The sequence below is a fragment of the Acidianus manzaensis genome (genome assembly GCF_002116695.1).
Classification (GTDB): domain Archaea; phylum Thermoproteota; class Thermoprotei_A; order Sulfolobales; family Sulfolobaceae; genus Acidianus; species Acidianus manzaensis.
In genome coordinates this window covers 1,484,414-1,506,552 of sequence record NZ_CP020477.1, presented here as the reverse complement: position 1 = coordinate 1,506,552, position 22,139 = coordinate 1,484,414, and the positions used below count along the sequence as shown (strand labels likewise).

22 protein-coding genes and 1 tRNA gene are annotated in these 22,139 nt (G+C 31.7%); 14 read left to right on the top strand and 9 right to left on the bottom strand.

Annotation, left to right across the window (positions count from 1 at the left end):
• The first annotated feature begins 40 nt into the window (after nucleotides 1-40).
• The 4 genes from purB (at nucleotide 41) to tes (ending at nucleotide 4,273) form a co-directional block, all read left to right on the top strand.
• Nucleotides 41-1,408: an adenylosuccinate lyase gene (gene purB, locus B6F84_RS07260; protein ID WP_148691633.1), complete on the top strand. Its 1,368-nt coding sequence runs from the start codon at nucleotides 41-43 to the stop codon at nucleotides 1,406-1,408.
• Nucleotides 1,409-1,413: 5 nt separating this feature from the next.
• Nucleotides 1,414-1,504: transfer RNA gene (locus tag B6F84_RS07255), tRNA-Thr, on the top strand.
• A 12-nt stretch (nucleotides 1,505-1,516) separates the two neighbouring features.
• A complete protein-coding gene (locus B6F84_RS07250) occupies nucleotides 1,517-2,458 on the top strand; it encodes a thiamine-phosphate kinase (RefSeq protein WP_148691632.1) in 942 nt (313 codons plus the stop codon).
• A gap of 69 nt (nucleotides 2,459-2,527) precedes the next feature.
• Nucleotides 2,528-4,273: a tetraether lipid synthase Tes gene (gene tes, locus B6F84_RS07245; RefSeq protein WP_148691631.1), complete on the top strand. Its 1,746-nt coding sequence runs from the start codon at nucleotides 2,528-2,530 to the stop codon at nucleotides 4,271-4,273.
• Here tes and B6F84_RS07240 read toward each other — a convergent pair.
• The 7 genes from B6F84_RS07240 to B6F84_RS07210 form a co-directional block, all read right to left on the bottom strand.
• Nucleotides 4,266-4,907, bottom strand: a complete 642-nt coding sequence (locus B6F84_RS07240) for a 2,5-diamino-6-(ribosylamino)-4(3H)-pyrimidinone 5'-phosphate reductase (RefSeq protein WP_420807154.1) — start codon at nucleotides 4,905-4,907, stop codon at nucleotides 4,266-4,268. The genes tes and B6F84_RS07240 overlap by 8 nt on opposite strands.
• 169 nt (nucleotides 4,908-5,076) lie before the next feature.
• Nucleotides 5,077-5,586 carry an MBL fold metallo-hydrolase gene (locus B6F84_RS07235; protein ID WP_148691629.1) on the bottom strand — a complete coding sequence of 170 codons (510 nt, stop codon included), beginning with the start codon at nucleotides 5,584-5,586 and terminating at the stop codon, nucleotides 5,077-5,079.
• The gene (locus tag B6F84_RS07230) at nucleotides 5,583-6,311 is read right to left on the bottom strand and encodes a phosphoribosyltransferase family protein (protein ID WP_148691628.1); all 729 of its coding nucleotides are present in this window, start codon (nucleotides 6,309-6,311) and stop codon (nucleotides 5,583-5,585) included. The genes B6F84_RS07235 and B6F84_RS07230 overlap by 4 nt, the downstream gene beginning before the upstream one ends.
• Before the next feature lie 70 nt (nucleotides 6,312-6,381).
• The gene (gene gatB, locus B6F84_RS07225; RefSeq protein WP_148691627.1) at nucleotides 6,382-7,803 is read right to left on the bottom strand and encodes an Asp-tRNA(Asn)/Glu-tRNA(Gln) amidotransferase subunit GatB; all 1,422 of its coding nucleotides are present in this window, start codon (nucleotides 7,801-7,803) and stop codon (nucleotides 6,382-6,384) included.
• A 2-nt stretch (nucleotides 7,804-7,805) separates the two neighbouring features.
• The gene (cdd, locus tag B6F84_RS07220; protein ID WP_148691626.1) at nucleotides 7,806-8,210 is read right to left on the bottom strand and encodes a cytidine deaminase; all 405 of its coding nucleotides are present in this window, start codon (nucleotides 8,208-8,210) and stop codon (nucleotides 7,806-7,808) included.
• Complete coding sequence (gene upp, locus B6F84_RS07215; RefSeq protein WP_148691625.1) at nucleotides 8,185-8,835, bottom strand: uracil phosphoribosyltransferase; 651 nt, start codon at nucleotides 8,833-8,835, stop codon at nucleotides 8,185-8,187. The genes cdd and upp overlap by 26 nt, the downstream gene beginning before the upstream one ends.
• A 4-nt stretch (nucleotides 8,836-8,839) precedes the next feature.
• On the bottom strand, nucleotides 8,840-9,085 hold the full coding sequence (locus tag B6F84_RS07210) for a 30S ribosomal protein S28e (RefSeq protein ID WP_110380094.1): 246 nt from the start codon (nucleotides 9,083-9,085) through the stop codon (nucleotides 8,840-8,842).
• Between the two features lie 67 nt (nucleotides 9,086-9,152).
• On the opposite strand from B6F84_RS07210, the gene B6F84_RS07205 reads away from it, so the two are divergent.
• A complete protein-coding gene (locus B6F84_RS07205; protein ID WP_110380093.1) occupies nucleotides 9,153-9,344 on the top strand; it encodes a 50S ribosomal protein L24e in 192 nt (63 codons plus the stop codon).
• On the top strand, nucleotides 9,341-9,778 hold the full coding sequence (gene ndk, locus B6F84_RS07200) for a nucleoside-diphosphate kinase (RefSeq protein ID WP_148691624.1): 438 nt from the start codon (nucleotides 9,341-9,343) through the stop codon (nucleotides 9,776-9,778). The genes B6F84_RS07205 and ndk overlap by 4 nt, the downstream gene beginning before the upstream one ends.
• Here ndk and infB read toward each other — a convergent pair.
• The gene (gene infB, locus B6F84_RS07195; protein WP_148691623.1) at nucleotides 9,752-11,545 is read right to left on the bottom strand and encodes a translation initiation factor IF-2; all 1,794 of its coding nucleotides are present in this window, start codon (nucleotides 11,543-11,545) and stop codon (nucleotides 9,752-9,754) included. The genes ndk and infB overlap by 27 nt on opposite strands.
• A gap of 82 nt (nucleotides 11,546-11,627) precedes the next feature.
• On the opposite strand from infB, the gene B6F84_RS07190 reads away from it, so the two are divergent.
• The 8 genes from B6F84_RS07190 to B6F84_RS07155 are packed head-to-tail and all read left to right on the top strand — an operon-like array spanning nucleotide 11,628 to nucleotide 21,625.
• Entirely contained in the window at nucleotides 11,628-12,905 is a 1,278-nt protein-coding gene (locus tag B6F84_RS07190) for an NAD(P)-dependent malic enzyme (protein ID WP_148691622.1), read from the top strand.
• A gap of 51 nt (nucleotides 12,906-12,956) precedes the next feature.
• Nucleotides 12,957-13,208 (top strand): DNA-directed RNA polymerase subunit H, encoded by a 252-nt coding sequence (locus tag B6F84_RS07185; protein ID WP_148691621.1) that lies wholly within the window; start codon nucleotides 12,957-12,959, stop codon nucleotides 13,206-13,208.
• A gap of 9 nt (nucleotides 13,209-13,217) precedes the next feature.
• Nucleotides 13,218-16,589 (top strand): DNA-directed RNA polymerase subunit B, encoded by a 3,372-nt coding sequence (locus B6F84_RS07180; protein ID WP_148691620.1) that lies wholly within the window; start codon nucleotides 13,218-13,220, stop codon nucleotides 16,587-16,589.
• The gene (gene rpoA1, locus B6F84_RS07175) at nucleotides 16,582-19,224 is read left to right on the top strand and encodes a DNA-directed RNA polymerase subunit A' (protein ID WP_148691619.1); all 2,643 of its coding nucleotides are present in this window, start codon (nucleotides 16,582-16,584) and stop codon (nucleotides 19,222-19,224) included. The genes B6F84_RS07180 and rpoA1 overlap by 8 nt, the downstream gene beginning before the upstream one ends.
• Before the next feature lie 6 nt (nucleotides 19,225-19,230).
• Nucleotides 19,231-20,409, top strand: a complete 1,179-nt coding sequence (rpoA2, locus tag B6F84_RS07170; protein ID WP_148691618.1) for a DNA-directed RNA polymerase subunit A'' — start codon at nucleotides 19,231-19,233, stop codon at nucleotides 20,407-20,409.
• Between the two features lie 5 nt (nucleotides 20,410-20,414).
• Nucleotides 20,415-20,732 (top strand): 50S ribosomal protein L30e, encoded by a 318-nt coding sequence (locus tag B6F84_RS07165; RefSeq protein ID WP_148691617.1) that lies wholly within the window; start codon nucleotides 20,415-20,417, stop codon nucleotides 20,730-20,732.
• A 10-nt stretch (nucleotides 20,733-20,742) separates the two neighbouring features.
• Nucleotides 20,743-21,174, top strand: coding sequence for a NusA-like transcription termination signal-binding factor (locus B6F84_RS07160; protein WP_148691616.1), 432 nt, complete (start codon nucleotides 20,743-20,745; stop codon nucleotides 21,172-21,174).
• 10 nt (nucleotides 21,175-21,184) lie between these two features.
• Complete coding sequence (locus tag B6F84_RS07155; RefSeq protein ID WP_148691615.1) at nucleotides 21,185-21,625, top strand: 30S ribosomal protein S12; 441 nt, start codon at nucleotides 21,185-21,187, stop codon at nucleotides 21,623-21,625.
• Nucleotides 21,626-21,662: 37 nt separating this feature from the next.
• Here B6F84_RS07155 and B6F84_RS07150 read toward each other — a convergent pair whose 3' ends face one another.
• Entirely contained in the window at nucleotides 21,663-22,133 is a 471-nt protein-coding gene (locus B6F84_RS07150) for a bifunctional nuclease family protein (protein WP_148692860.1), read from the bottom strand.
• Nucleotides 22,134-22,139: the final 6 nt, after the last annotated feature.

The following is a 22,139-nucleotide window of genomic DNA, read 5'->3' as shown; positions in this document are numbered from 1 at the left end:
TGCAAAAACTATTAAGCTTGATTTTAATCTATCAAAGCTAATGAGTATTTGTCCTTTAGATTGGAGATATGGAAGCAATGAAATGAGAAATATATTCTCCAGGGAATCAATAATACGTTATAGAATTAAAGTAGAAATAGCATTACTATACGCACTTAAAAAATATAATTATGTTACTGATAATGATATAAAAAAAGTAGAAGAAGCTTCTGAAAATATAGATCTTCAGAAGATAGACGAAATTGAAAGCAAAGTAGGACATGATGTAATGGCTATGACAATATGGTTAGCCGAGAAAGTAGGTGATAGTGGAAGATATATACACTTTGGTGCAACCAGCTATGACATAGTGGATACTGCATACGCATTAATGTTTAGAGACGCATTAAAAATTTTAAAAGATAAACTAATAATAATATTAGATAAATTAGTTCATTTGGCTATAAAATATGAAGATACTATAATGATAGGTAGAACACATGGCCAACATGCGCTCCCTATAACTTTTGGGTTTAAAATAGCTAATTATATTTATGAAATTTCTAGATCTTTGGAGAGAATAATAGATACAGAAAAGAGATTACTTAAAATAAAGTTCTCTGGTGCAGTAGGTACTATGGCAGCATGGGGAGAAAAAGGATTAGAAATAGAGAAATCAGTTTCACAATATTTAGATTTACCACCACATGAAATAGCAACACAAGTAGCTCCTCGAGACGGATTTGCTGAAATTATTTCAGATTTATCTATATTAGGATCTCAATTAGATAGATTCGCTTTAGAAATAAGAGAGTTAATGAGACCAGAAATAAGAGAGTTAAGCGAAGGAGTAGGAAATAGAGTAGGAAGTAGTACAATGCCACATAAAGAGAATCCAGTTACAGCTGAAAAAATTTCAGGATTATCAAGAGTTTTACGTGGGCTTTGTATTACTGAGTTAGAAAATATACCTTTATGGCATGAGAGAGATCTAACAAATAGTTCATCTGAAAGGATAGTATTATCGCACGCATTTTTGATAATAGATGAAATGTTAGATAGCCTTAAAGATTTACTGGAAAATCTAATAGTATATCCAGATAAAATGAAAGCAAATCTAAATATATCTAACGGCTTGATAATGGCAGAAAGCCTAATGATAAATTTAACATTGAAAGGATTACCTAGACATAAAGCACATGAATTATCTATGAAATTATCAAGAGAAGCAGAAAAAGAAGGAAAAACATTATTAGATATGGCAATTAAAGACGATGAAATTACAAAATATCTAACAAAAGATGAGTTATTTAATATACTAAATCCAGAAAATTATCTAGGTGAAACAAAACAACTCATTAGTAGAGCTATTACTTATTATAACTCGATAAAAGAAGCATATGTTTTAAAAGCACAGAATCAAAAATAATTAATGCCGCTGTAGCTCAGCTGGTAGAGCGCCGGCCTCGTAAGGCTAGGTGTCAGTGAAAGCCGGCGGTCGCGGGTCCGAGTCCCGCCAGCGGCTGATGGTGAATATATGAGGTTAAAAGATTTAGGAGAACATCAATTTATACAAAAATATTTATCTAAATATATAAACGAGAACGTACTAAATAACGACGTATATTCTGATGGAAAGAAAATGTATAAAATTGATGGTTTTTCGTTTTCATATATTTTTCCATTTATGGACTATTATGATATAGGCTGGAAAGCAGTTACTGCAGTTGCTAGTGATATAATTTCTAGTGGTGGAAAACCAGAACTAGTAATGTCGTCACTAGGTATAGATCCTAATTTTAACGTTGAAGATCTAGAACTAATATTCCATGGCATATATGATGCGTCAAAGTATTATGGATTCAAATATGTTGGTGGAGATACGAATTCTAGCGATAAAATAGGATGGATTGATATTGCTGGCACTGGAAAAGTAGTATGTAATTTTAATTCAAATCCAGAAAGAAGTGATATAATAATAACTGGTGATTTAGGGTATACATCTAAAGTATTTATTTCATATTTAAACAATTTCAAAATTGCCATAGATAAGAACTGCTTGTTAAAAATTAAACATCCTATAGTAAATAAGGCACTAATAAAAATATACTCTCAATTTTGTAATAAAATAATAGCAGCTACTGATATAAGTGATGGAATTTTAATCTCTTTGTATTCGTTATCAAGACGACTTAATAAAACAATAGAAATTAACGAATTTCCTATTAATAGTAAGATATTATCAGATCTTTCTAGTTTTGGCTATACTATTAATGATATTTTAAAATATTCTGGAGAAGAATACGAATCATTAATAGTAGTAAAACACGAAGTTTCAGAAGACCTTCTAAAAGCCCTCTCATATTACGGTTTTAATCCAAAAATTATTGGTAGTATAAATAATGAAGGAAATAAAATTATCTATAATAATTCAGAAGTAAAAATATCTGGATGGGATAATTTTAAAGGTTGGTATTAACCAAACCATACGGTTAAAAGGAGAATATACTTATATAATAATTAATCCCATTATTGTGCTTAGATCATAATGGCTCAAGTAGAAGAAAAGAAACAAGGCGGATTTAGATTATTGCCAGCTCCTTCGAAGTACGAGAATGGAGTAGTAAAATTTGGAGATAGAGAAATAAAAATTGGTGGCCCTTTACCAAAACTAGCAGATAATGAAAAATTAATACGTGTTACAAATTCATTATGCCCCGTTTGCTATAGATTATTGCCAGCAACTATATTTGAAAAAGACGAAAAAATGTATATTAGAAAAATTTGTCCAGAGCATGGAGAATTCGAAGACTTATATTATGGAGACGTAGGAATGTATTATAAGTTCGACTATTGGGAATATGAAGGTAAAGGTCCTAAAGTACCTTATGTAGATCTAAAATCTCCTTGTCCATTTAATTGTGGATTATGTCCAATGCATCATCAACATTCAGCGTTAGTAAATTTGGTAGTAACAAACAGATGCGATCAAAATTGTTGGTACTGCTTCTTCTATGCGGAAAAAGCTGGTTATGTTTTTGAACCTACACTAGAACAAGTAAAGTTTATGGTCGATCAGCTAAAGAGGCAGGATATTACATTAGTGATTCAAGTTACAGGCGGAGAGCCTACATTAAGAGAAGACTTAATAGAAGTAGTAAAATTACTTAGAGATTCAGGTGTTAAGCATATACAACTTAATACATGGGGTGGAACATTTGCCAAAATGTATATGCAAGATCCAGACAGAGCAATAAGATATGCAGTACAATTGAGAGAAGCTGGAGTAAACACAATATATATGAGCTTTGATGGAACTAATAGGAGAACAAATCCAAAGAATCATTGGGAAATTCCATATACGTTAGAGGTATTTAGAAGAGCAAGCATGACTAGTGTAGTTTTAGTTCCTACAGTTATAAGGACAACAAATGATAACGATCTAGGTAATATAGTAAGATTTGCAGCCGAGAATCTCGATGTAGTGAGAGCAATTAACTTCCAGCCAGTAAGTCTAACTGGTATGATGAAAAGAAATATGAGAGCTAAATTCAGAATTACAATTCCAGAAATCATAAAGGATATAGAAGATCAAACAGATGGCGAAGTAACAAGAGATAGTTGGTATCCAATAGGTACGTCAGTAGTATTTTCAAGGTTGATAGAAGCTTTAACTGGTAAAGAACAATTTGAAATGGCTAATCATCCAAGCTGTGGTGCAGGTACTTACATATTTGTAGAATGGAGAGACAATAAGCCTCATTTCATTCCATTATCACACTTTATAGATTTAGAAGGATTACTAGAATATTTCAAAGAAAAGTCCGAGGAATTAAAAGACGGATCTAGCAAATACTGGATAGGATTAAAGGTATTATATAACTTAAGGAAGTTTATAGACAAAGAGAAAGGACCAAAAGACTTCGATGTATATAAGATGCTATACAGTATAATTGTTAATCATAATTATTCTGCACTTGGAGAATGGCACTATAGAACACTATTCTTAGGTACTATGCACTTTATGGATTTATACAATTATGATATTCAAAGAGTAATGAGATGCGATATACATTATGTTACACCAGACGGTCGTGTAATTCCATTCTGTACATATAACGTACTAAATGATTTGTATAGGGATAAAGTATTAAAAGAATATCAGATACCATTAGACGAATGGATAAAGAAAAATGGAGAAAATAGTATTGGAGACCCAGTAAAATACAAGAGAGTAGTAAGCTCTCTAGAGAAGGGAGAAATATATAAGAAGACATACTCTCATTTTATGTAATCTTTTTGTTTGGGTTTTTATATCTTAATACAATTTCGTTTTTACATTCACAAATTTTTGCATCGAATAATTCTAATTTTGGGGATTCAGAGCCTAAAAATCCATCTCCATTTGCTAAGCTTATTCCATTTCCAAATATTCTAGATGAAATAGTCAGCCTTATTTCATCAAAACAATTTTCTCTTACAATACTCCATATTAGTTTACCGCCTCCTTCTACCATAATTTTTTTAACATTAAAATTAGCCTCTAAATCAGAAAAAACATTGCATATAGAAAAATTGTTTAGTTCTCTTATAATTACATTTTTTCTTTTTAGTTTCTCTTTTATTTCACTATCAGTAGGAATAGTGTATATAATAGTTTGAGGGGGTATCTCAAAAATAGTAGAGTCAGGATTTATATTTAGTGATTTAGAAATTACTACTCTAATCGGAGATTTTCCGTGAGCATATTTTACAGTTAATTTTGGGTTATCTATTCTTAAAGTATTTGCGCCTATTACTATTGCATCTACTTCTGAACGTAATATATGTTGGCGTATTTTATCATATTTGCAGCTTAAATTACTAAAATAGTCTTTTGATGCTAGTTTTCCGTCTATAGATATTGTTGAAAATATTATAACATACATTATAATTTTGACATGGGCTTTAAGCTATTAAACCATACTCTTATGTCACATTTGTGCCTAATATTACAATTTACACAACAGTCATAACATACATTTATTTTTTTAATTTTACAATATTTTAGCTGCTTAAATCTTCCACAAGATTCGCAAGATTCTTCATATACCATTTTTACACCTTTATACAATCTATTGTATCGCAAATATATTTAACATGATTCCCTAGGCTTGAGATTTTATTATTACCTACAAATATAAAATCCTTCCATTTTACTATAATTGATCCTAAGGTTGGCGATTTGGTATTGATTATTTTAATAGAATCTTGTAATTCATAGATTTTTTGTTTTATTTCTATAGAAACTCTAGCAGGAGAATACATTTCATTTCCACATTGTCCATGTCTAATTTCTACGCTATCTGGATAATGTGCAAGCACTGGAATATTAAAAAACTTGGAAATTAGAGAAGCACCACCTACTGAGTCTTTTTTACAGCTAGTTAAAATTAGTAGCTTTGGTTTAATTCCATTAGTTATTTCTAAAATATCTTGAATAATCTGATTATAGCCATTATCAGAGCTATCTATTATTATATAGTCATTTTCATTTGTATTAATAATGTAAAACTTAGGGGTTATATCAGATATATAAACTCCTTGGCCTAAATATGCAAACGTCATATTTCGAAAACAATGTATATATCTAAGTTATCTATATATTTTATATTGTTAAAATTTCCAGCTATTACAAATGCACCTATTACATTAGCATTAGCTTTTCTTATTAAATTCAGTGAAGAAGCTATGGTTTTTCCAGACTTTATTACATCGTCTACTATTAGTACTTTATCATTTTTCTTTAGTAAATCCTTTCTAAGGTAAATATTGTTAACTACGCTGTCAGTCTCTTTTATACTTTCTTCATAATATTCCAGAAAAATTGAATCTTTATGTTTTTTTGCAATTAATAATGGTTTGTTTAAAATCAATGATATCATAGTTGCAAATGGAATACCATTTGATGCTATACTGTATACCTTAGTAACATTTTCTATTCCTTGAATCTTATTAAGATAAATTTCTAGTAACATTTTTAGAAGATTTGGATATAATAACATTTCACTGAGATCTACATAACTATCTTCATAAATTTTTATTTTCTTATTAAAAAGATTATCTAAAAACATTTTATTTTTAGTCTTATTAAGTATTTCTAGACTTTGAACATCGCTAGGAATAGTATTTCCATTTACATATCTGCAAAGTAGACTTTCTTGAATACCAAAAAGTTCTGAAAGTTGTTTATATGTGTATATATTTTTTAATTCTCTTAAAATTTCAACAGCTAAAAGTCTTGTCCTTAATTCCTTATCTTTACTAGAGTCAAGCATTTTTAATAAATTAATAATATCATGTATATATAGATGATCGAGAACTTAAGTCCTGAATAGTGATGAAAAACCCACGCGGTGATACTTATAAATTATTAATTTTACTCTTAAGTAACTCATTAGTTAGTTTAGGATCTGCCTTTCCTTTAGTCTTTTTCATTACCTGGCCAATCAAGAAGTTTAATACTTTAGGATCATTCTTAGCAATTTTTGCAGCATCAGCATTTTCTGAAATTACTTCTTCAATTATCTTTTCCAGATAATTTTCATCTTTTATTACAGTTAAGTTCTCCTTCTCTACTAATTCCCTTGGATCCTTACCCTCTAATATTATTTCTGGCAAAATTTGTTTCAGTATCTTTATACTTATTATTCCTTTATCCATAAGTTTTAGAAGTTCACTTAAAGTTTCGGGTGTAGCTTTAGAATCTGAAATCTTCAAGTCTTTATCATTAATCCACCTAAGATAATCATTAATTAGCAGATTTGCTATTTTCTTATAATCTTTATAGATTTTTGCGGTATTTTCAAATAAATCAGCTAATGCTTTATCTGAAACTAATACCTTAGCATCATATTCTGTTATATTATATACCTTTATCATGCGTTTAGCTCTAGCATCAGGTAATTCTGGCATTTCTTGTTTGACTTTTTCTATATATTCTGGTTCTATAATGTAGGGAGGTAAATCAGGATCAGGGAAGTATCTATAATCTTCATCAGCTTCCTTTAATCTAGTTGGAACTGATACCTTTCTTTCAGTATCCCAGTGTCTAGTTTCTCTAAGTACTTTTAATCCTTGAGAAACTGCTGCTCTTTGTCTTGCTATTTCATATTTTATTGCTTCTTCTATATCTTTAATTGAACCTACATTTTTCACTTCTACTCTTTCTCCACCCTCTACTGATACGTTAACATCAGCTCTCATAGCTCCTTCTGCTTCACAATCACATACTCCTAGATGTTCTATAATCGATCTCAATTTTTCTATAAATTCTCTAGCTTCTTTAGGACTAGATATATCTGGTTCAGAAACAATTTCTAGTAATCCTATTCCTGACCTGTTATAGTCTAAGTAAGTAAAATTACTAGTTAGCATTGATCCTGTGGGATAAATTATTTTTGCAGGATCTTCTTCTATATTTATTCTTCTAATTCTTACCTTTTTATCATTCGATAACATCAAATATCCTGATTTTGCTATAGCCATACTTCCTGGCCCATCATACTGAGAAATTTGATAATTCTTAGCCATATCTGGATAAAAATAATGTTTTCTACTAAAAATCAATTTAGGCGCTATCTCACAATTTAATGCTATTGCAACCATTACTGCTTTTCTTAAAGCTTCTTCGTTTAATACTGGTATTGCGCCAGGTAAACCAAGACAGACAGGACATACTACTGTATTAGGATCTTTTCCAACATAATCTGTTGGACAAGAACAAAACAGTTTCGTTTTTAACGAGTTTAAATGAACGTGTACTTCTAGTCCTACCTTTGGCATCTTTATCCACTCTTTAATTTAAATGAATAAGGTAATAAATTACTTAATCTAAACTTTACTACTCTTTCATTACTATCTAAAGTGATAATTTCTATATCATCATTAAATTCTGATAGAACTTGTCTACAAGCTCCGCATGGCATTATTCCTTTACCATCAGACGTAATTATTGCTATTTTTTTAAAATTTCGCTTTCCATTATTTACTGCATTGAATACAGCTACTCTTTCAGCACACATGGATAATCCATAAGAAGAATTTTCGATATTACAACCAGTAAATATTTGGCCATCCTCTGAAACTATTGCCGCACCGACTTTTAATTTAGAGTATGGAGAATAGGAATTTTCAGTAGCTTTTTTAGCAATCTCAATTAATTTTTCATCCGAAAGATCTATCACCTGCATCACCTAATCCTGGTACAATGTATCCATTATTATTTAGTTCTGGATCAATTGATATTGTAAAAAAGTATACATAAGGATATTTTTCTAGAATTCTTTTTACTCCATATTCTGAAGCAATTACAGAAGCGATATAGATTCTTTTTGGTTTCGTGCTATCTATATTTTCTATAACTTTCATCATAGTGCTCGCAGTAGCCACCATTGGATCACTAATTATCACATTGTCTATATTTTCTTTAATTTTAGGAATTTTTTCATATGATATTTCAACCTCCATTTCTTTTGGTGGCTCTTTTCCTTCAAACTCTTTTCTTCTAGCAGTAATTACGCCTTGTCTTGCTGCAGGAAAGGCTTTCAATAGTCCTTCTACTAATGGAGTGGCAGCTCTAAGAATGTTAATTATAACTACATTATCCATGTCAAAAATTCTGATTCCCTTTGCCTTAACTCCTAAAGGCGTTTCAACCTCAATCATTTCATAATCCATTGTATTTACTATTTCATATCCTAATAATCTGCCAAGCCTAACCATACCTTTTCTAAAATTTATTTGATCAGTATCTTTATTTCTCAATTGAGTTAAAATATGTAAAGAAAGAGGAGTAGATAATAAAAATAGAGGCATGGATTTACCTCTTTGTTGTTAACTTTCTTGCTTCTCTTTCAGTTTCTCTAAGAATAACTATATCTCCTAATCTGACTGGTCCTTTTATATTTCTGGTTAATATTCTTCCCTTATCTCTTCCTTCTAATACTCTAACTCTTACTTGAGTTACTTCTCCTGTTACTCCAGTTCTATCCAATATTTGTATTACCTCTGCTGGAAATCCGAACTCCTCTATTATTGAGGACGTTTCTTGCTTTTTTTCACTCATATTACATCAGTATAATAGCTTAAGCAATTCACTTAAATACTTCACTCAAAATTTTAACTGGGTAAAAATGCCTCCAATAACGCATAAATGCAACTATTGTGGCAAAGAAATACTTCCGGGTACAGGAATGATGTATGTAAGAAACGATGGAACTATATTATGGTTCTGTTCAAGCAAATGTAGAAAATATATGCTAAAATATCATAAAGATCCAAGAAAATTAAAATGGACATCTTCATATATAAGGGTTAGGAAATGACATCACAACTTACATTTGTTATGATAAAACCTGATGGAGTAAAAAGAAGATTAATTGGCGAAATAATCAGCAGATTAGAGAAAAGAGGCTTAAATATAGTAGCTATGAAAATGCTAAGAATGGATAGAGAAACTGCAGAAAAATTGTATGAAGAGCATAAAGGCAAATCTTTCTTCGAAGATTTAATTTCATACATTTTATCTGGTCCAGTAGTATGCATGGTAATAGAAGGAGATGAAGCAGTTAGCGTAATGAGAAAGATGATAGGCGCTACAGATCCTAAAGAAGCTCAGCCTGGAACAATAAGGGGAGACTACGCATTATCAAAATCAGAAAATGTCATTCATGCATCAGATTCTCCAGAAAAAGCTAAAAGAGAAATGTCAATTTTCTTTACAGAAAAAGAATTAAATCTTAATAGTCAAACCGTATAAGGGATCTTCAGCTCTTTTTATTTTTATTAATTCTTGTATAACCTCCTTCATGTCGTCTGTGATAGTATCTCTATAATTATTTACTAGGATCTCTAGATCTTCCTTAGGCACATCAGAATACAAAATATCTCCTTCATTTATTTGCCTTCCTATCATTATATTTCCTTTAATTGACATAGCAACTTCCATTCCTTTTGTAGCTTTATCTATAGTTTTCTTATTATCTTGTATCTGTAAAACTTCGCCTATCCTTTTACCTTCTTCTGTTATTAACGGAAATTTAGGTTTTATAATTCCTCCTAGTACTTCTACTCCAGCTATTACTGGATCACTTCTTCTAAATACATATCCAGGCATAATTTTTATTTTAGCAGGCAAAATAAGTGTATCATACGTCCTTCTTTTTCTTCTTTCTCTAACATCTTCTATATATTTTTCTACATCATCAATTAACTGATAAATAATGTCATCATAAATTATTTTTATTTTAGAAGTATCCAAATTAGGCAAAGGTTTAACTCTAAAAGCTGCTATTAAACCATATTCTTCTGCATCCTTAGCAGAAAGCTCTGCCTCTACTACATCCTTCTTTGATATAGGTCCTATATCTGCTACTCTTATTGGTATATTTCTCTTTTCTAACCCATATACGATAGATTCTAAAACACCTAAACTATCAGCTTTTACTACTATTCCAGTAACTCCTCTTGAAAACCTTACCTTTGAAATTTCATCCTCTATTATTTTCTTAAATTCTGGAATTTTATCATCCGAATCGACAGAATAGATTGGAGATCCAGCTAAAGCTTCTTCCAAATTAGGAGCAGAAATCTTGACTCCAGCAGCTGCTGATACTTCATCTACACTTCTATATCCAGTCTTAGCTATTCTCATATCTTGAAGAGGAGAAGGAAGCAATAAACTTCTTACTTTAGTAACTATTGTTCCATTTACTCCTCCTAATATTATAATATCATTTTTCTTTAGTATACCATCATATATTATTACATCAATAGTATGACCTAATCCAGGATCTTCCTTTACTTCTAATATTACACCTTTTGCAGGACCTTCAACAAATTTTAATTTTCCTTGCATAAAACGTTGAGTTAGTCCAGCTAGCATAGCTAATAATTCTGGAATTCCTTCTCCAGTCTTTCCAGAGACTGGTATAATAGCAATATTTCTAGTGAAATCTGTAACTCTATCAAATCTGTCTGCATTAAAATTTAAAGAAGCTAATTGTAAGACTAAGTTATTGTACAACAACTCGTCTAACTTCTTTTGTACAGAGATAGATTGTTTCTTAAAGCTAAAGAGAAAAGGCTCATTGTCATAAACTTTCCATCCTGGAATACGATCAATCTTATTTGCTGCAACTAAAAATGGCACTTTCCTTTCTTTTAAGATCTCTACGGATTCTATAGTTTGTTTCTGAAAACCCTCAACTATATCTACTACCAGAATAGCTATGTCAGCAACACTACCTCCTCTTCTTCTCAAATTAGAGAATAACTCATGACCTGGAGTATCTATAAAAAGTAAACCTGGAATATCTAATTTTATTGGTATTATATTTTTCAACGGTTCGGCTAATTTTTCTATAACTGAACTAGGAACAAAACTAGCTCCAACTTCTTGTGTCATTTCACCTGGTTCTTTTTTTACCAATGCTGTACCTCTAATTTTATCTAACAATGTAGTCTTTCCATGATCTACATGACCTAGAACTACTACTATTGGTTGTCTTAATTTAGAACTCAAAATAGTATCACCATTATTATCTTAAGATTTGATTTTATGTTATTATTTTTAAGCTCAAATTCTCTTCATTTAGTGGGATTGAAATTTGGATTACGATAAACAAGCGCTAGAGGTATCAAAAAAATATAAGGGAAAAATACAAATATTACCTAAAGTACCTATTAAATCGTTAGAAGACTTTGCAGTACTATATACTCCCGGAGTAGCTGCAGTATCAAAAGAGATAAGTAAAAATCCAGATTTATCTTTTGAATACACTTATAGATGGAACTCTATAGCAATTGTTACTGATGGAACTAGAGTACTAGGATTAGGCAATATAGGACCTGAAGCCGCAATGCCAGTAATGGAAGGAAAAGCATTAATATTCAAATATTTAGGGGGAGTAGATGCAATACCTCTTCCTGTAGGAACTAAAGATCCAGATAAAATTATCGAGCTAGTTAAAAATTTAGAGCCTTCATTTGGAGGAATAAACTTAGAAGATATAGAATCACCTAAATGCTTCTATATTTTAGATAAACTAAGAGAAGAATTAAAAATACCAGTTTGGCATGATGACCAACAAGGTACAGCAGGAGCTACATTAGCAGGATTAATTACTGCATTAGAATTAACAGGAAAATCTCCTTCTAATATTAAATTAATATTCTTTGGAGTTGGTGCAGCAAATATCGCTACAGCCAGACTATTAAAAGCTTATGGAATACCATACGAAAATATGATATTAATTGATTCAGAAGGTCCTTTATATAAAGGAAGAAAAGATGAAGAAGAAATTAAGATAAACAATCCTTGGAAATATGAGCTACTTAAATCTACAAATAAAGATAATATTACTGAAATAGAAAAAGCGTTTGAAGGTGCAGATGTATTAATAGCTGCTTCTAAACCAGGTCCTGGTACAATAAATCCTAAATTAATATCAAAAATGAATAAAGATTCTATAGTATTCGCGTTAGCTAATCCTATTCCAGAAATTTGGCCAGAAGAAGCGAAAAAGGCAGGAGCAAGAATTGTAGGAACAGGAAGAAGTGACTTGCCTAATCAAATTAATAATTCCCTTATATTCCCAGCAGTTTTTAGAGGCGCTCTAGACGTAAAAGCAAAAACTATAACCGACGAGATGGTAATAGAAGCTGCAAGAGAACTCTCTTCGTATGTTAGGGAAAAAGGTGCCTCAGACGATTATATTATACCTAAGATGACTGAATGGGAAGTATATCCAAGAGTAGCAGCTGCAGTAGGCTTGAAAGCAATACAGCAAGGTATAGCAAGACATAATATGAGTTATAACGAAATTTATTCGCATGCTAAAGAAATGATAGAAAACGCAAGAAGACTTCTTTCTTCATTATCTTAAACCTTTTATATTACTTATGTTAATAGGCTGTTATCTATCGGGTGTTAGTTTATGCGTTCATCTTCTAAAAAGATAGATCCTACAATTCATTATCTAGTCCCCAAACATGAAGTTCTTCCCATTGAAGAAGCATATAGAATTCTTAAAACATTAGGAGTTAGTCCGGAACAATTACCTTGGATAAAAGCGTCTGATCCAGTTATAAAAGCTATAGGCGCAAAGCCTGGAGATATAATAAAAATATCTAGAAAAAGTTCTACAGTAGGCGAAACTATAATTTATAGATATGTTATAAGTGGGTGATAAGATAATATGCTTTCAATAGATGATAGATGGACAATTGTAGAATCATATTTTAAGTCTAGGGGATTAGTAAGGCAACACTTAGATTCATTTAATGATTTCATTAAGAATAGACTTCAAGAAATCATTGATGAACAAGGAGAAATAGCAACTGAAATACCTGGTTTAAAAATAAAGCTAGGTAAGATAAGAATAGGAAAGCCCAGAGTTAGAGAAGCAGATAGAGGAGATAGAGAAATTACACCAATGGAAGCTAGATTAAGGAACTTAACTTACTCAGCACCAGTATTTTTGACAATGATACCAGTAGAGAACAATATTGAAGGTGAACCGGTAGAAGTATATATCGGAGATTTACCAATAATGTTGAAGTCTATAGCAGATCCTACACTTGATTTAGATGCCCAAAAATTAGTTGAAATTGGAGAGGACCCTAAAGATCCAGGAGGATATTTCATTATAAATGGAACTGAGAAAGTAATTGTGACTCAAGAAGATTTGGCTACTAATAGAGTTTTAGTAGATATGGGAAAATCTGGCTCAAATGTTACGCAAACAGCAAAGATTATTTCAAGTACTTCTGGTTATAGAGTTCCAATAACTATTGAAAGATTAAGAGATTCAACCATTCATGTTTCATTTCCAGCTGTTCCGGGCAGAATACCATTTGTAATATTAATGAGAGCATTAGGGTTGGAGACGGATAAAGACATAACGTTTGCTGTATCATTTGATCCTGAAATCCAAAACGAACTACTTCCTTCCTTAGAGCAAGCATCATCAATTACGACTCAAGAAGACGCACTAGACTTTATAGGCAATAGAGTCGCAATAGGTCAGAAAAGAGAAAGCAGAATTCAAAAAGCTGAACAAATTCTAGATAAATATTTTATGCCACATTTAGGCTTAACTCCTGCAGATAGAAAAAAGAAAGCATACTACCTTGGATATGCTATTTCTAAGATAATAGAATTACAGTTAGGAAGGAGGGATCCAGACGATAAAGACCATTATGCTAACAAAAGATTAAAATTAGCTGGAGATATGTTCTCAAGTTTATTTAGAGTAGCATTTAAAGCATTTGTAAAAGATTTAGATTATCAATTAGAAAAGTCAAAAGTTAGAGGAAGAAGATTAGCTCTTACAGCATTAGTTAGGCCAGATATAATATCAGAAAGAGTAAGGCATGCAATGGCTACAGGGAATTGGGTAGGAGGAAGAACAGGAGTTAGCCAACTTTTAGATAGAACTAATTGGTTATCAATGTTAAGTCATTTAAGGAGAGTAATATCATCTTTAGCAAGAGGACAACCTAACTTTGAAGCAAGAGACTTGCATGGTACACAATGGGGTAGAATGTGTCCCTTTGAAACACCAGAAGGTCCAAATAGCGGACTAGTTAAAAATCTAGCTTTGTTAGCTCAAATTTCAGTTGGAATAAATGATACTATAATCGAAAAGATTCTTTATGAGTTAGGAGTTGTAAAGTTAGAAGATATAATAGCTAAAATTGAGGAAGGAGAAGATCAATCAGAATACTCCAATTGGAGTAAAATAATTTTAAACGGTAGATTAATAGGATATTATCCTAATGGAGATGAGTTAGCTAATAAAATAAGAGAGAAAAGAAGACAAGGCGAAATAAGTGATGAAGTTAACGTTGCATATATAGCTACAGAAAATTATAATGAAGTATATGTTAATTGTGATAGTGGAAGAGTAAGAAGGCCATTAATAGTAGTAAAAGATGGAAAACCGCTAGTAACAGAAGAAGATATAGAAAAATTAAAGAAAGGAGAAGTAAGCTTTGATAGCTTAGTAAAAGAAGGCAAAATAGAATTCTTAGATGCAGAAGAAGAGGAAAACTCGTATATTGCTTTAGATCCTTCCAAAATTACCTCAGAACATACACATTTAGAAATATGGGCTCCAGCAATGCTAGGAATTACAGCATCTATAATACCATATCCAGAACATAATCAATCTCCAAGAAATACATACCAATCAGCAATGGCCAAACAAGCCTTAGGATTATATGCAGCGAATTATCAATTAAGAACTGATAGTAGATCCCATCTATTACATTATCCACAAAAACCTTTAGTTCAAACTAGAGCTATACAAGCAATAGGCTATAATGAGAGACCTGCAGGAAATAATGCAGTATTAGCAGTAATGTCATTTACGGGATATAATATGGAAGATGCAATAATAATGAATAAATCATCAGTTGAAAGAGGTATGTTTAGATCTACATTCTTTAGATTATACTCAGCCGAAGAGATAAAATACGCTGGAGGTCAAGAAGATAAAATAGAATTACCAGAAGCTGGAGTAAGAGGGTATAAAGGAAAAGAATATTATAGTAATTTAGATGATAATGGAATAGTATCTCCAGAAGTAGAAGTAAAAGGTGGAGATGTGCTAATAGGTAAAGTAAGTCCCCCAAGATTCTTGCAAGAATTTAAGGAATTATCTCCAGAACAAGCAAAAAGAGATACATCAATAATAACTAGACATGGAGAAAGAGGAATAGTAGATTTAGTTCTAATAACAGAAACCTCAGACGGCAACAAGCTAGTAAAGGTGAGAGTAAGAGATCTAAGAATACCAGAGTTAGGTGATAAATTTGCCACTAGACATGGGCAAAAGGGAGTTATAGGTATGCTTATCCCTCAAGCAGATATGCCATATACTACTGATGGTATAGTTCCAGATATTATATTGAATCCGCATTCGTTACCTTCTAGAATGACATTGGGACAAGTAATGGAAGCTTTAGCAGGTAAATACGCAGCATTGTCCGGTAAGATGGTCGATGCGACTCCATTCTATAATACTCCTATTGATGAGTTACAACAAAAATTCGTTAATTATGGTCACTTAAAGGATGGATCAGAAGTAGTATATGATGGAAGAACTGGACAGAAAATTAAGGGAAGAGTGTTAGTTGGTGTTGTTTATTATCAGAAATTACATCATATGGTTGCAGATAAAATGCATGGAAGAGCAAGAGGTCCAATACAAATACTTACTAGACAACCTACAGAAGGAAGAGCAAGAGAAGGAGGATTAAGATTTGGAGAAATGGAAAGAGATTGCTTGATAGGATATGGAGCTGCCATGGTAATTAAAGATAGATTACTTGATAATTCAGATAAAACAACTGTATATGTCTGTGATCAGTGTGGATTTATAGGTTGGTATGATAGAAATAAGAATAGACTAGTTTGTCCAATTCATGGTGATAAAGCAAACTTATATCCGGTAACAATATCTTATGCTTTTAAACTATTACTTCAAGAATTGATGAGTATGGTAATTGCTCCAAGGTTAGTTTTAGGTGATAAAGTTCCTTTAAGAGGTGATAATAATGAGTGAAAAAATAGTTAAAGGAGTAAAATTTGGAATATTATCTCCTGACGATATAAGAAAAATGTCAGTAACTGCTATAATAACCTCAGATGTTTATGACGAAGACGGTACACCAATAGAAGGTAGTGTAATGGATCCAAGATTAGGAGTCATAGAGCCTGGACAGAAATGCCCTACATGTGGTAATGTAATGGGTTCATGTCCTGGCCATTTTGGCCATATAGAGCTTGTAAGACCAGTACTGCATATAGGATTTGTAAAGCATGTATATGATCTTTTACGTTCTACTTGCAGAAGATGTGGAAGAATAAAAATAGCTGATGATGAATTAGATAGATATAGAAGAATATATTTAGCAATTAGAGGTAGATGGCCTTCAGCAGCCAAAAGATTGATAGAACATGTGAAAAGGACATCAATGAAATCAACTGTATGTCCACACTGTGCAGAAAAACAACTTAAAATAAAGTTAGAAAAACCCTATAGTTTTTACGAAGAAAGAAAAGAAGGTGTAGTTAAACTAACGCCTTCTGACATTAGAGATCGTTTAGAAAAAATTCCTGATGATGATGTGGAATTATTAGGTTATGATCCAAAAAACAGCAGACCAGAATGGATGATTTTGACAGTGCTTCCAGTTCCACCTATAACTATCAGACCATCTATAATGATAGAAAGTGGAATAAGAGCAGAAGACGATTTAACTCATAAGCTAGTTGATATCGTAAGAATTAACGAAAGATTAAAAGAAAGTATTGATGCAGGAGCTCCTCAGCTAATTGTAGAAGATTTGTGGGACTTATTACAATATCACGTAGCAACATATTTTGACAACGAAATTCCTGGATTACCTACATCTAAACATAGATCTGGAAGACCTTTGAGAACACTGGCACAAAGGTTAAAAGGAAAAGAAGGAAGATTTAGAGGAAACCTATCAGGTAAAAGAGTTGATTTTTCAGCCAGAACTGTAATATCTCCAGATCCTAATATTAGTATAGACCAAGTAGGAGTTCCAGTTGATATAGCAAAGACATTAACAGTCCCAGAAAGGGTAACAAAATGGAACATAGAAAGGATGAGAGAATATGTAATTAATGGTCCAGATAAATGGCCTGGTGCAAATTATGTAATTAAGTCTGACGGAAGAAGAATAGACTTAAGGTATGTTAAAGATAGAAAAGAGTTTGCATCCACATTAGCTCCAGGTTTCATAGTAGAAAGGCATCTTATTGATAACGATGTAGTAATTTTCAATAGACAGCCATCATTACACAGAATTTCAATGATGGGACATAAAGTAAAAGTATTACCTGGAAAAACATTTAGATTAAACTTGTTAGTATGCCCACCATATAATGCTGACTTTGATGGAGACGAAATGAATTTACATGTTCCACAATCAGAAGAAGCTATAGCGGAAACAAAAGAATTAATGATAGTTCACAGAAATATCCTAACTCCTAGATATGGAGGCCCAATAATGGGTTCAGCACAAGATTATATAAGCGGAGCATACTTATTAACAGTAAAAACTACACTTCTAACTAAAGATGAAGTTGAAACAATATTAGGAGTTTCAAATATATCTAAAGATATAGGAGAGCCAGCTATTCTAGCTCCTAAGAAGCTTTATACTGGAAAACAATTGGTAAGTCTATTCTTGCCTGAAGACTTTAATTTCCATGGCCAATCAAATATATCTAGCGGTTCTAGAGTATGCAAAGATGAGGATTGCCCACATGATTCATTTATAGTAATTAAGAATGGAAAATTATTAGAAGGCGTATTTGATAAGAAAGCATTAGGGAATCAACAACCAGAAAGTATCCTACATTGGTTAATAAGAGAGTATCCAGAAGATTATGGCTTATGGCTAATGGATAATATATTCAAAATCTTCATAAGATATGTCGAAATGTATGGATTAACAATGACATTAGACGATGTAACAATAAGTCAAGAAGCAATTAATAAAATTCAAGAGAGATCAAAACAAGCAAACCAAGAAGTAAACGAATTAATTAGAAAATACAAAGAAGGAGAATTAGAGCAAATACCTGGAAGAACATTAGAAGAAAGCTTAGAAAATTACATATTAGACGCTCTAGATAAGTTAAGAAACGACGCTGGAGAGATAGCTACTACTTACCTTGATCCATTCAATAATGTCTATATTATGGCAAGAACTGGTGCAAGAGGAAGCGTATTAAATATTACCCAGATGGCAGCAATGTTAGGTCAACAGTCAGTTAGAGGTGAAAGAATATCTAGAGGATATTATGAAAGAACATTACCACACTTTAAGAGAGAAGATATATCGCCAGAAGCGAGAGGATTCATTTACTCATCTTTCAGATCAGGATTAAATCCAATAGAAACATTCTTCCATGCAGCTGCTGGTAGAGAAGGACTAGTAGATACCGCAGTAAGAACATCGCAAAGCGGATATATGCAAAGAAGGCTAGTTAATGCATTATCAGACTTAAGAACAGAGTATGATGGAACAATAAGAAGTTTATATGGAGAAATAATACAAACTTTATATGGTGGAGATGGAGTCCATCCTATGTATAGTTCCCACGGTAAAACAATAGATATAGATAGAATTCTTGAAAGGACAATAGGTTGGAAGAGGTGAAAATAAGTGATTAAAGAAGAAGCAAAATCATATTTTGAAGAAAAGATAAATTATTTGAGTTCAATATTTCCAACTGACCTTATAAATAAGGTAAAAGAAAAAATGCTATCTTATCCAGTAGAAATGACAAAAGAAGATATTGATAATGTAATAAACCTTATTCTAAAAGACTATGATCGCTCATTAATAAATCCTGGAGAAGCATCAGGAGTAGTTGCAGCACAATCCATAGGGGAACCAGGTACACAAATGACGTTAAGAACGTTCCACTATGCTGGAGTTAGAGAGCTAAACGTCACATTAGGTTTGCCTAGATTAATCGAAATTGTTGATGCTAGAAAAACTCCTTCGACTCCTATGATGACTATCTATCTTACGGATGAGTATAAATTCGATAGAGATAAAGCAATATCTGTAGCAAGAAAAATAGAATATACTAAAATTGAAAATGTTGTAGATTCTACAAGTATTGATATTGCTTCAATGGCGTTAATAATTCATTTAGACGAAAAAATGCTTAAAGATAAAGGAATAGAAGTTGACGAAATTGAAAAAACCATCAAAAAGCTAAAACTAGGCGATTTTATTATTGAAAAGCCAGATGATTTAACTTTAAGTATAGAATTCCAAAATATGGATAACATAACAGGATTATTTAAGGCTAGAGAAAAAATCTTAGGAACAAAAATTAAAGGAATTAAAGGAATAAAAAGAGCAATAGTCCAAAAAAGAGGAGATGAATATATAATTATAACTGATGGATCAAATTTAGAAGGTGTGCTTGGTATAAAAGGTGTAGATGTATCTAGAGTAGAAACTAATAATCTTCATGAAGTAGAAAGCGTATTAGGTGTTGAAGCTGCTAGAGAGCTAATAATGAAAGAAATAAAGAAAGTTTTAGATGATCAAGGTTTAGATGTTGATATAAGGCACATTGAATTAGTTGCTGATATAATGACAAGAACAGGAGAAGTAAAACAAATAGGTAGACATGGAGTAACTGGAGAAAAAACTAGCGTATTTGCTAGAGCAGCATTTGAAGTTACAGTAAAACATCTATTAGATGCAGCAGCTAGAGGTGACGTTGAAGACTTTAAAGGTGTAGTAGAAAATATTATTATTGGGCAACCTATAAAACTAGGAACTGGAATGGTTGAGCTTCTGATGAAGCCTGCCTCGAGGTGATAAAAATGTCTCAACAAATTTCGTTAGAATCAGAAATAAAAAATCTATTAAAGTCAGGAAAAATAATATTTGGAAGTAGAAAAACTATAAAATTATTAAAAAATGGAAAGTTAAAGATGGTAGTTATAGCCTCTACTTTAAAGTCAACGTTAAGGCAAGATATAATATATTATTCTAAAATATCTGGTATACCAGTATATGAGTATCCTGGAAGTGGATGGGATTTAGGAAAATTAGCAGGTAAACCATTTCTTATATCTACTATAGGTGTTTTAGACGTTGGAAATTCTAAAATAATGGAGATAGGAAAGCCCATATCATGAGGTGTAAATATTGCCAGAAATCAAAATAACCCAAGATGAAATAAGATATTTATCTCTTTTTCAAACAGTAACAAAAATAACAGCAAAAGATTGTATAGTAGATGAAGAAAATAATAGGATAATTTTCCTAGTTAATCCTCAAAATATGGGAGTAGCAATAGGTAAAAGCGGAGATAATGTAAAAAAGCTTAGAAAAATTTTAGGAAAAGACGTAGAAATCGTAGCATATAGTGATAATTTAGAAGATTTAGTTAAAAACCTCATGGCTCCAGCTAAAGTAAAAAGCGTAAGAGTTGTAGATAATGATAGTAAAAAATCAGTTTATATTACTGTAGATGCTCAAGATAAAGGCTTAGCAATTGGAAAAAGTGGTAAAAACGTTTTAAGAGCTAAATTAATTTTAAAAAGATATATGGATATAGACTCAGTAATTATAGTTTGAGGGTTGTAAAGTGTCAGGCAAATCACCAAAAGGATTATATGCAGCTAGGAAATTAAAATTGAAAAGATTAAGATTTAGATGGAGTCAAAGATCATTTAAAACTAGAGTATTGCAATTAAAGAAGAAGTTTGACCCATTAGAAGGGGCTCCAATGGCCAGAGGAATAGTTTTAGAGAAAGTAGGTATAGAGTCAAGACAGCCTAATTCAGCAGTTAGAAAATGCGTTAGAGTTCAATTAGTAAAAAATGGAAGAGTAGTTACAGCTTTCGTACCTGGCGATGGTGGAGTTAACTTTATCGATGAACATGATGAGGTAGTAATAGCAGGAATTGGTGGAACATTAGGAAGATCAATGGGAGACTTACCTGGAGTAAGATATAAAGTAGTTCTAGTTAATGGAGTATCTTTAGATGCATTATACAAAGGAAAGAAACAAAAACCAGTAAGATAAAATAATTTTTAGTTATACTTTAAATAGCTAAGACATACTATTTGTTTTCTTCTCCCCCTTGTTTTCTTTCTTTTTCTTGATCGTCAACAAGCGTCTTCCTGACATATATTGGCTTATTAGAAATTAAAGCTAGATATATCGCATGACTAGGTATCATCCTTTTTTGAATTATAACACCATCAAACTTCAATTCGATAGTAGCAATATATAAAGATCCAGAAATATCATCTATTATAACTTTATTTATATGTTTACTTAATTCATCAGTAACCTCAGGGATAAACGCTAAGATATCAAATATATTCTCTCTTTTATCATTTAGAATACTATCTTCTTCAGTCTGTTTCTTTAACTTATTTATTGCTATAACTATTTCTACTGGAACATAAAATAAATTAAATTCTCGTCCATCATCTAGATAGCATACCATTACAGGCAATCCATCTAGAGGGTATATGAATGCATCAACCTTATTTACCTTTATGTAACCTCTTTCTTCCTCAGACATTATCAT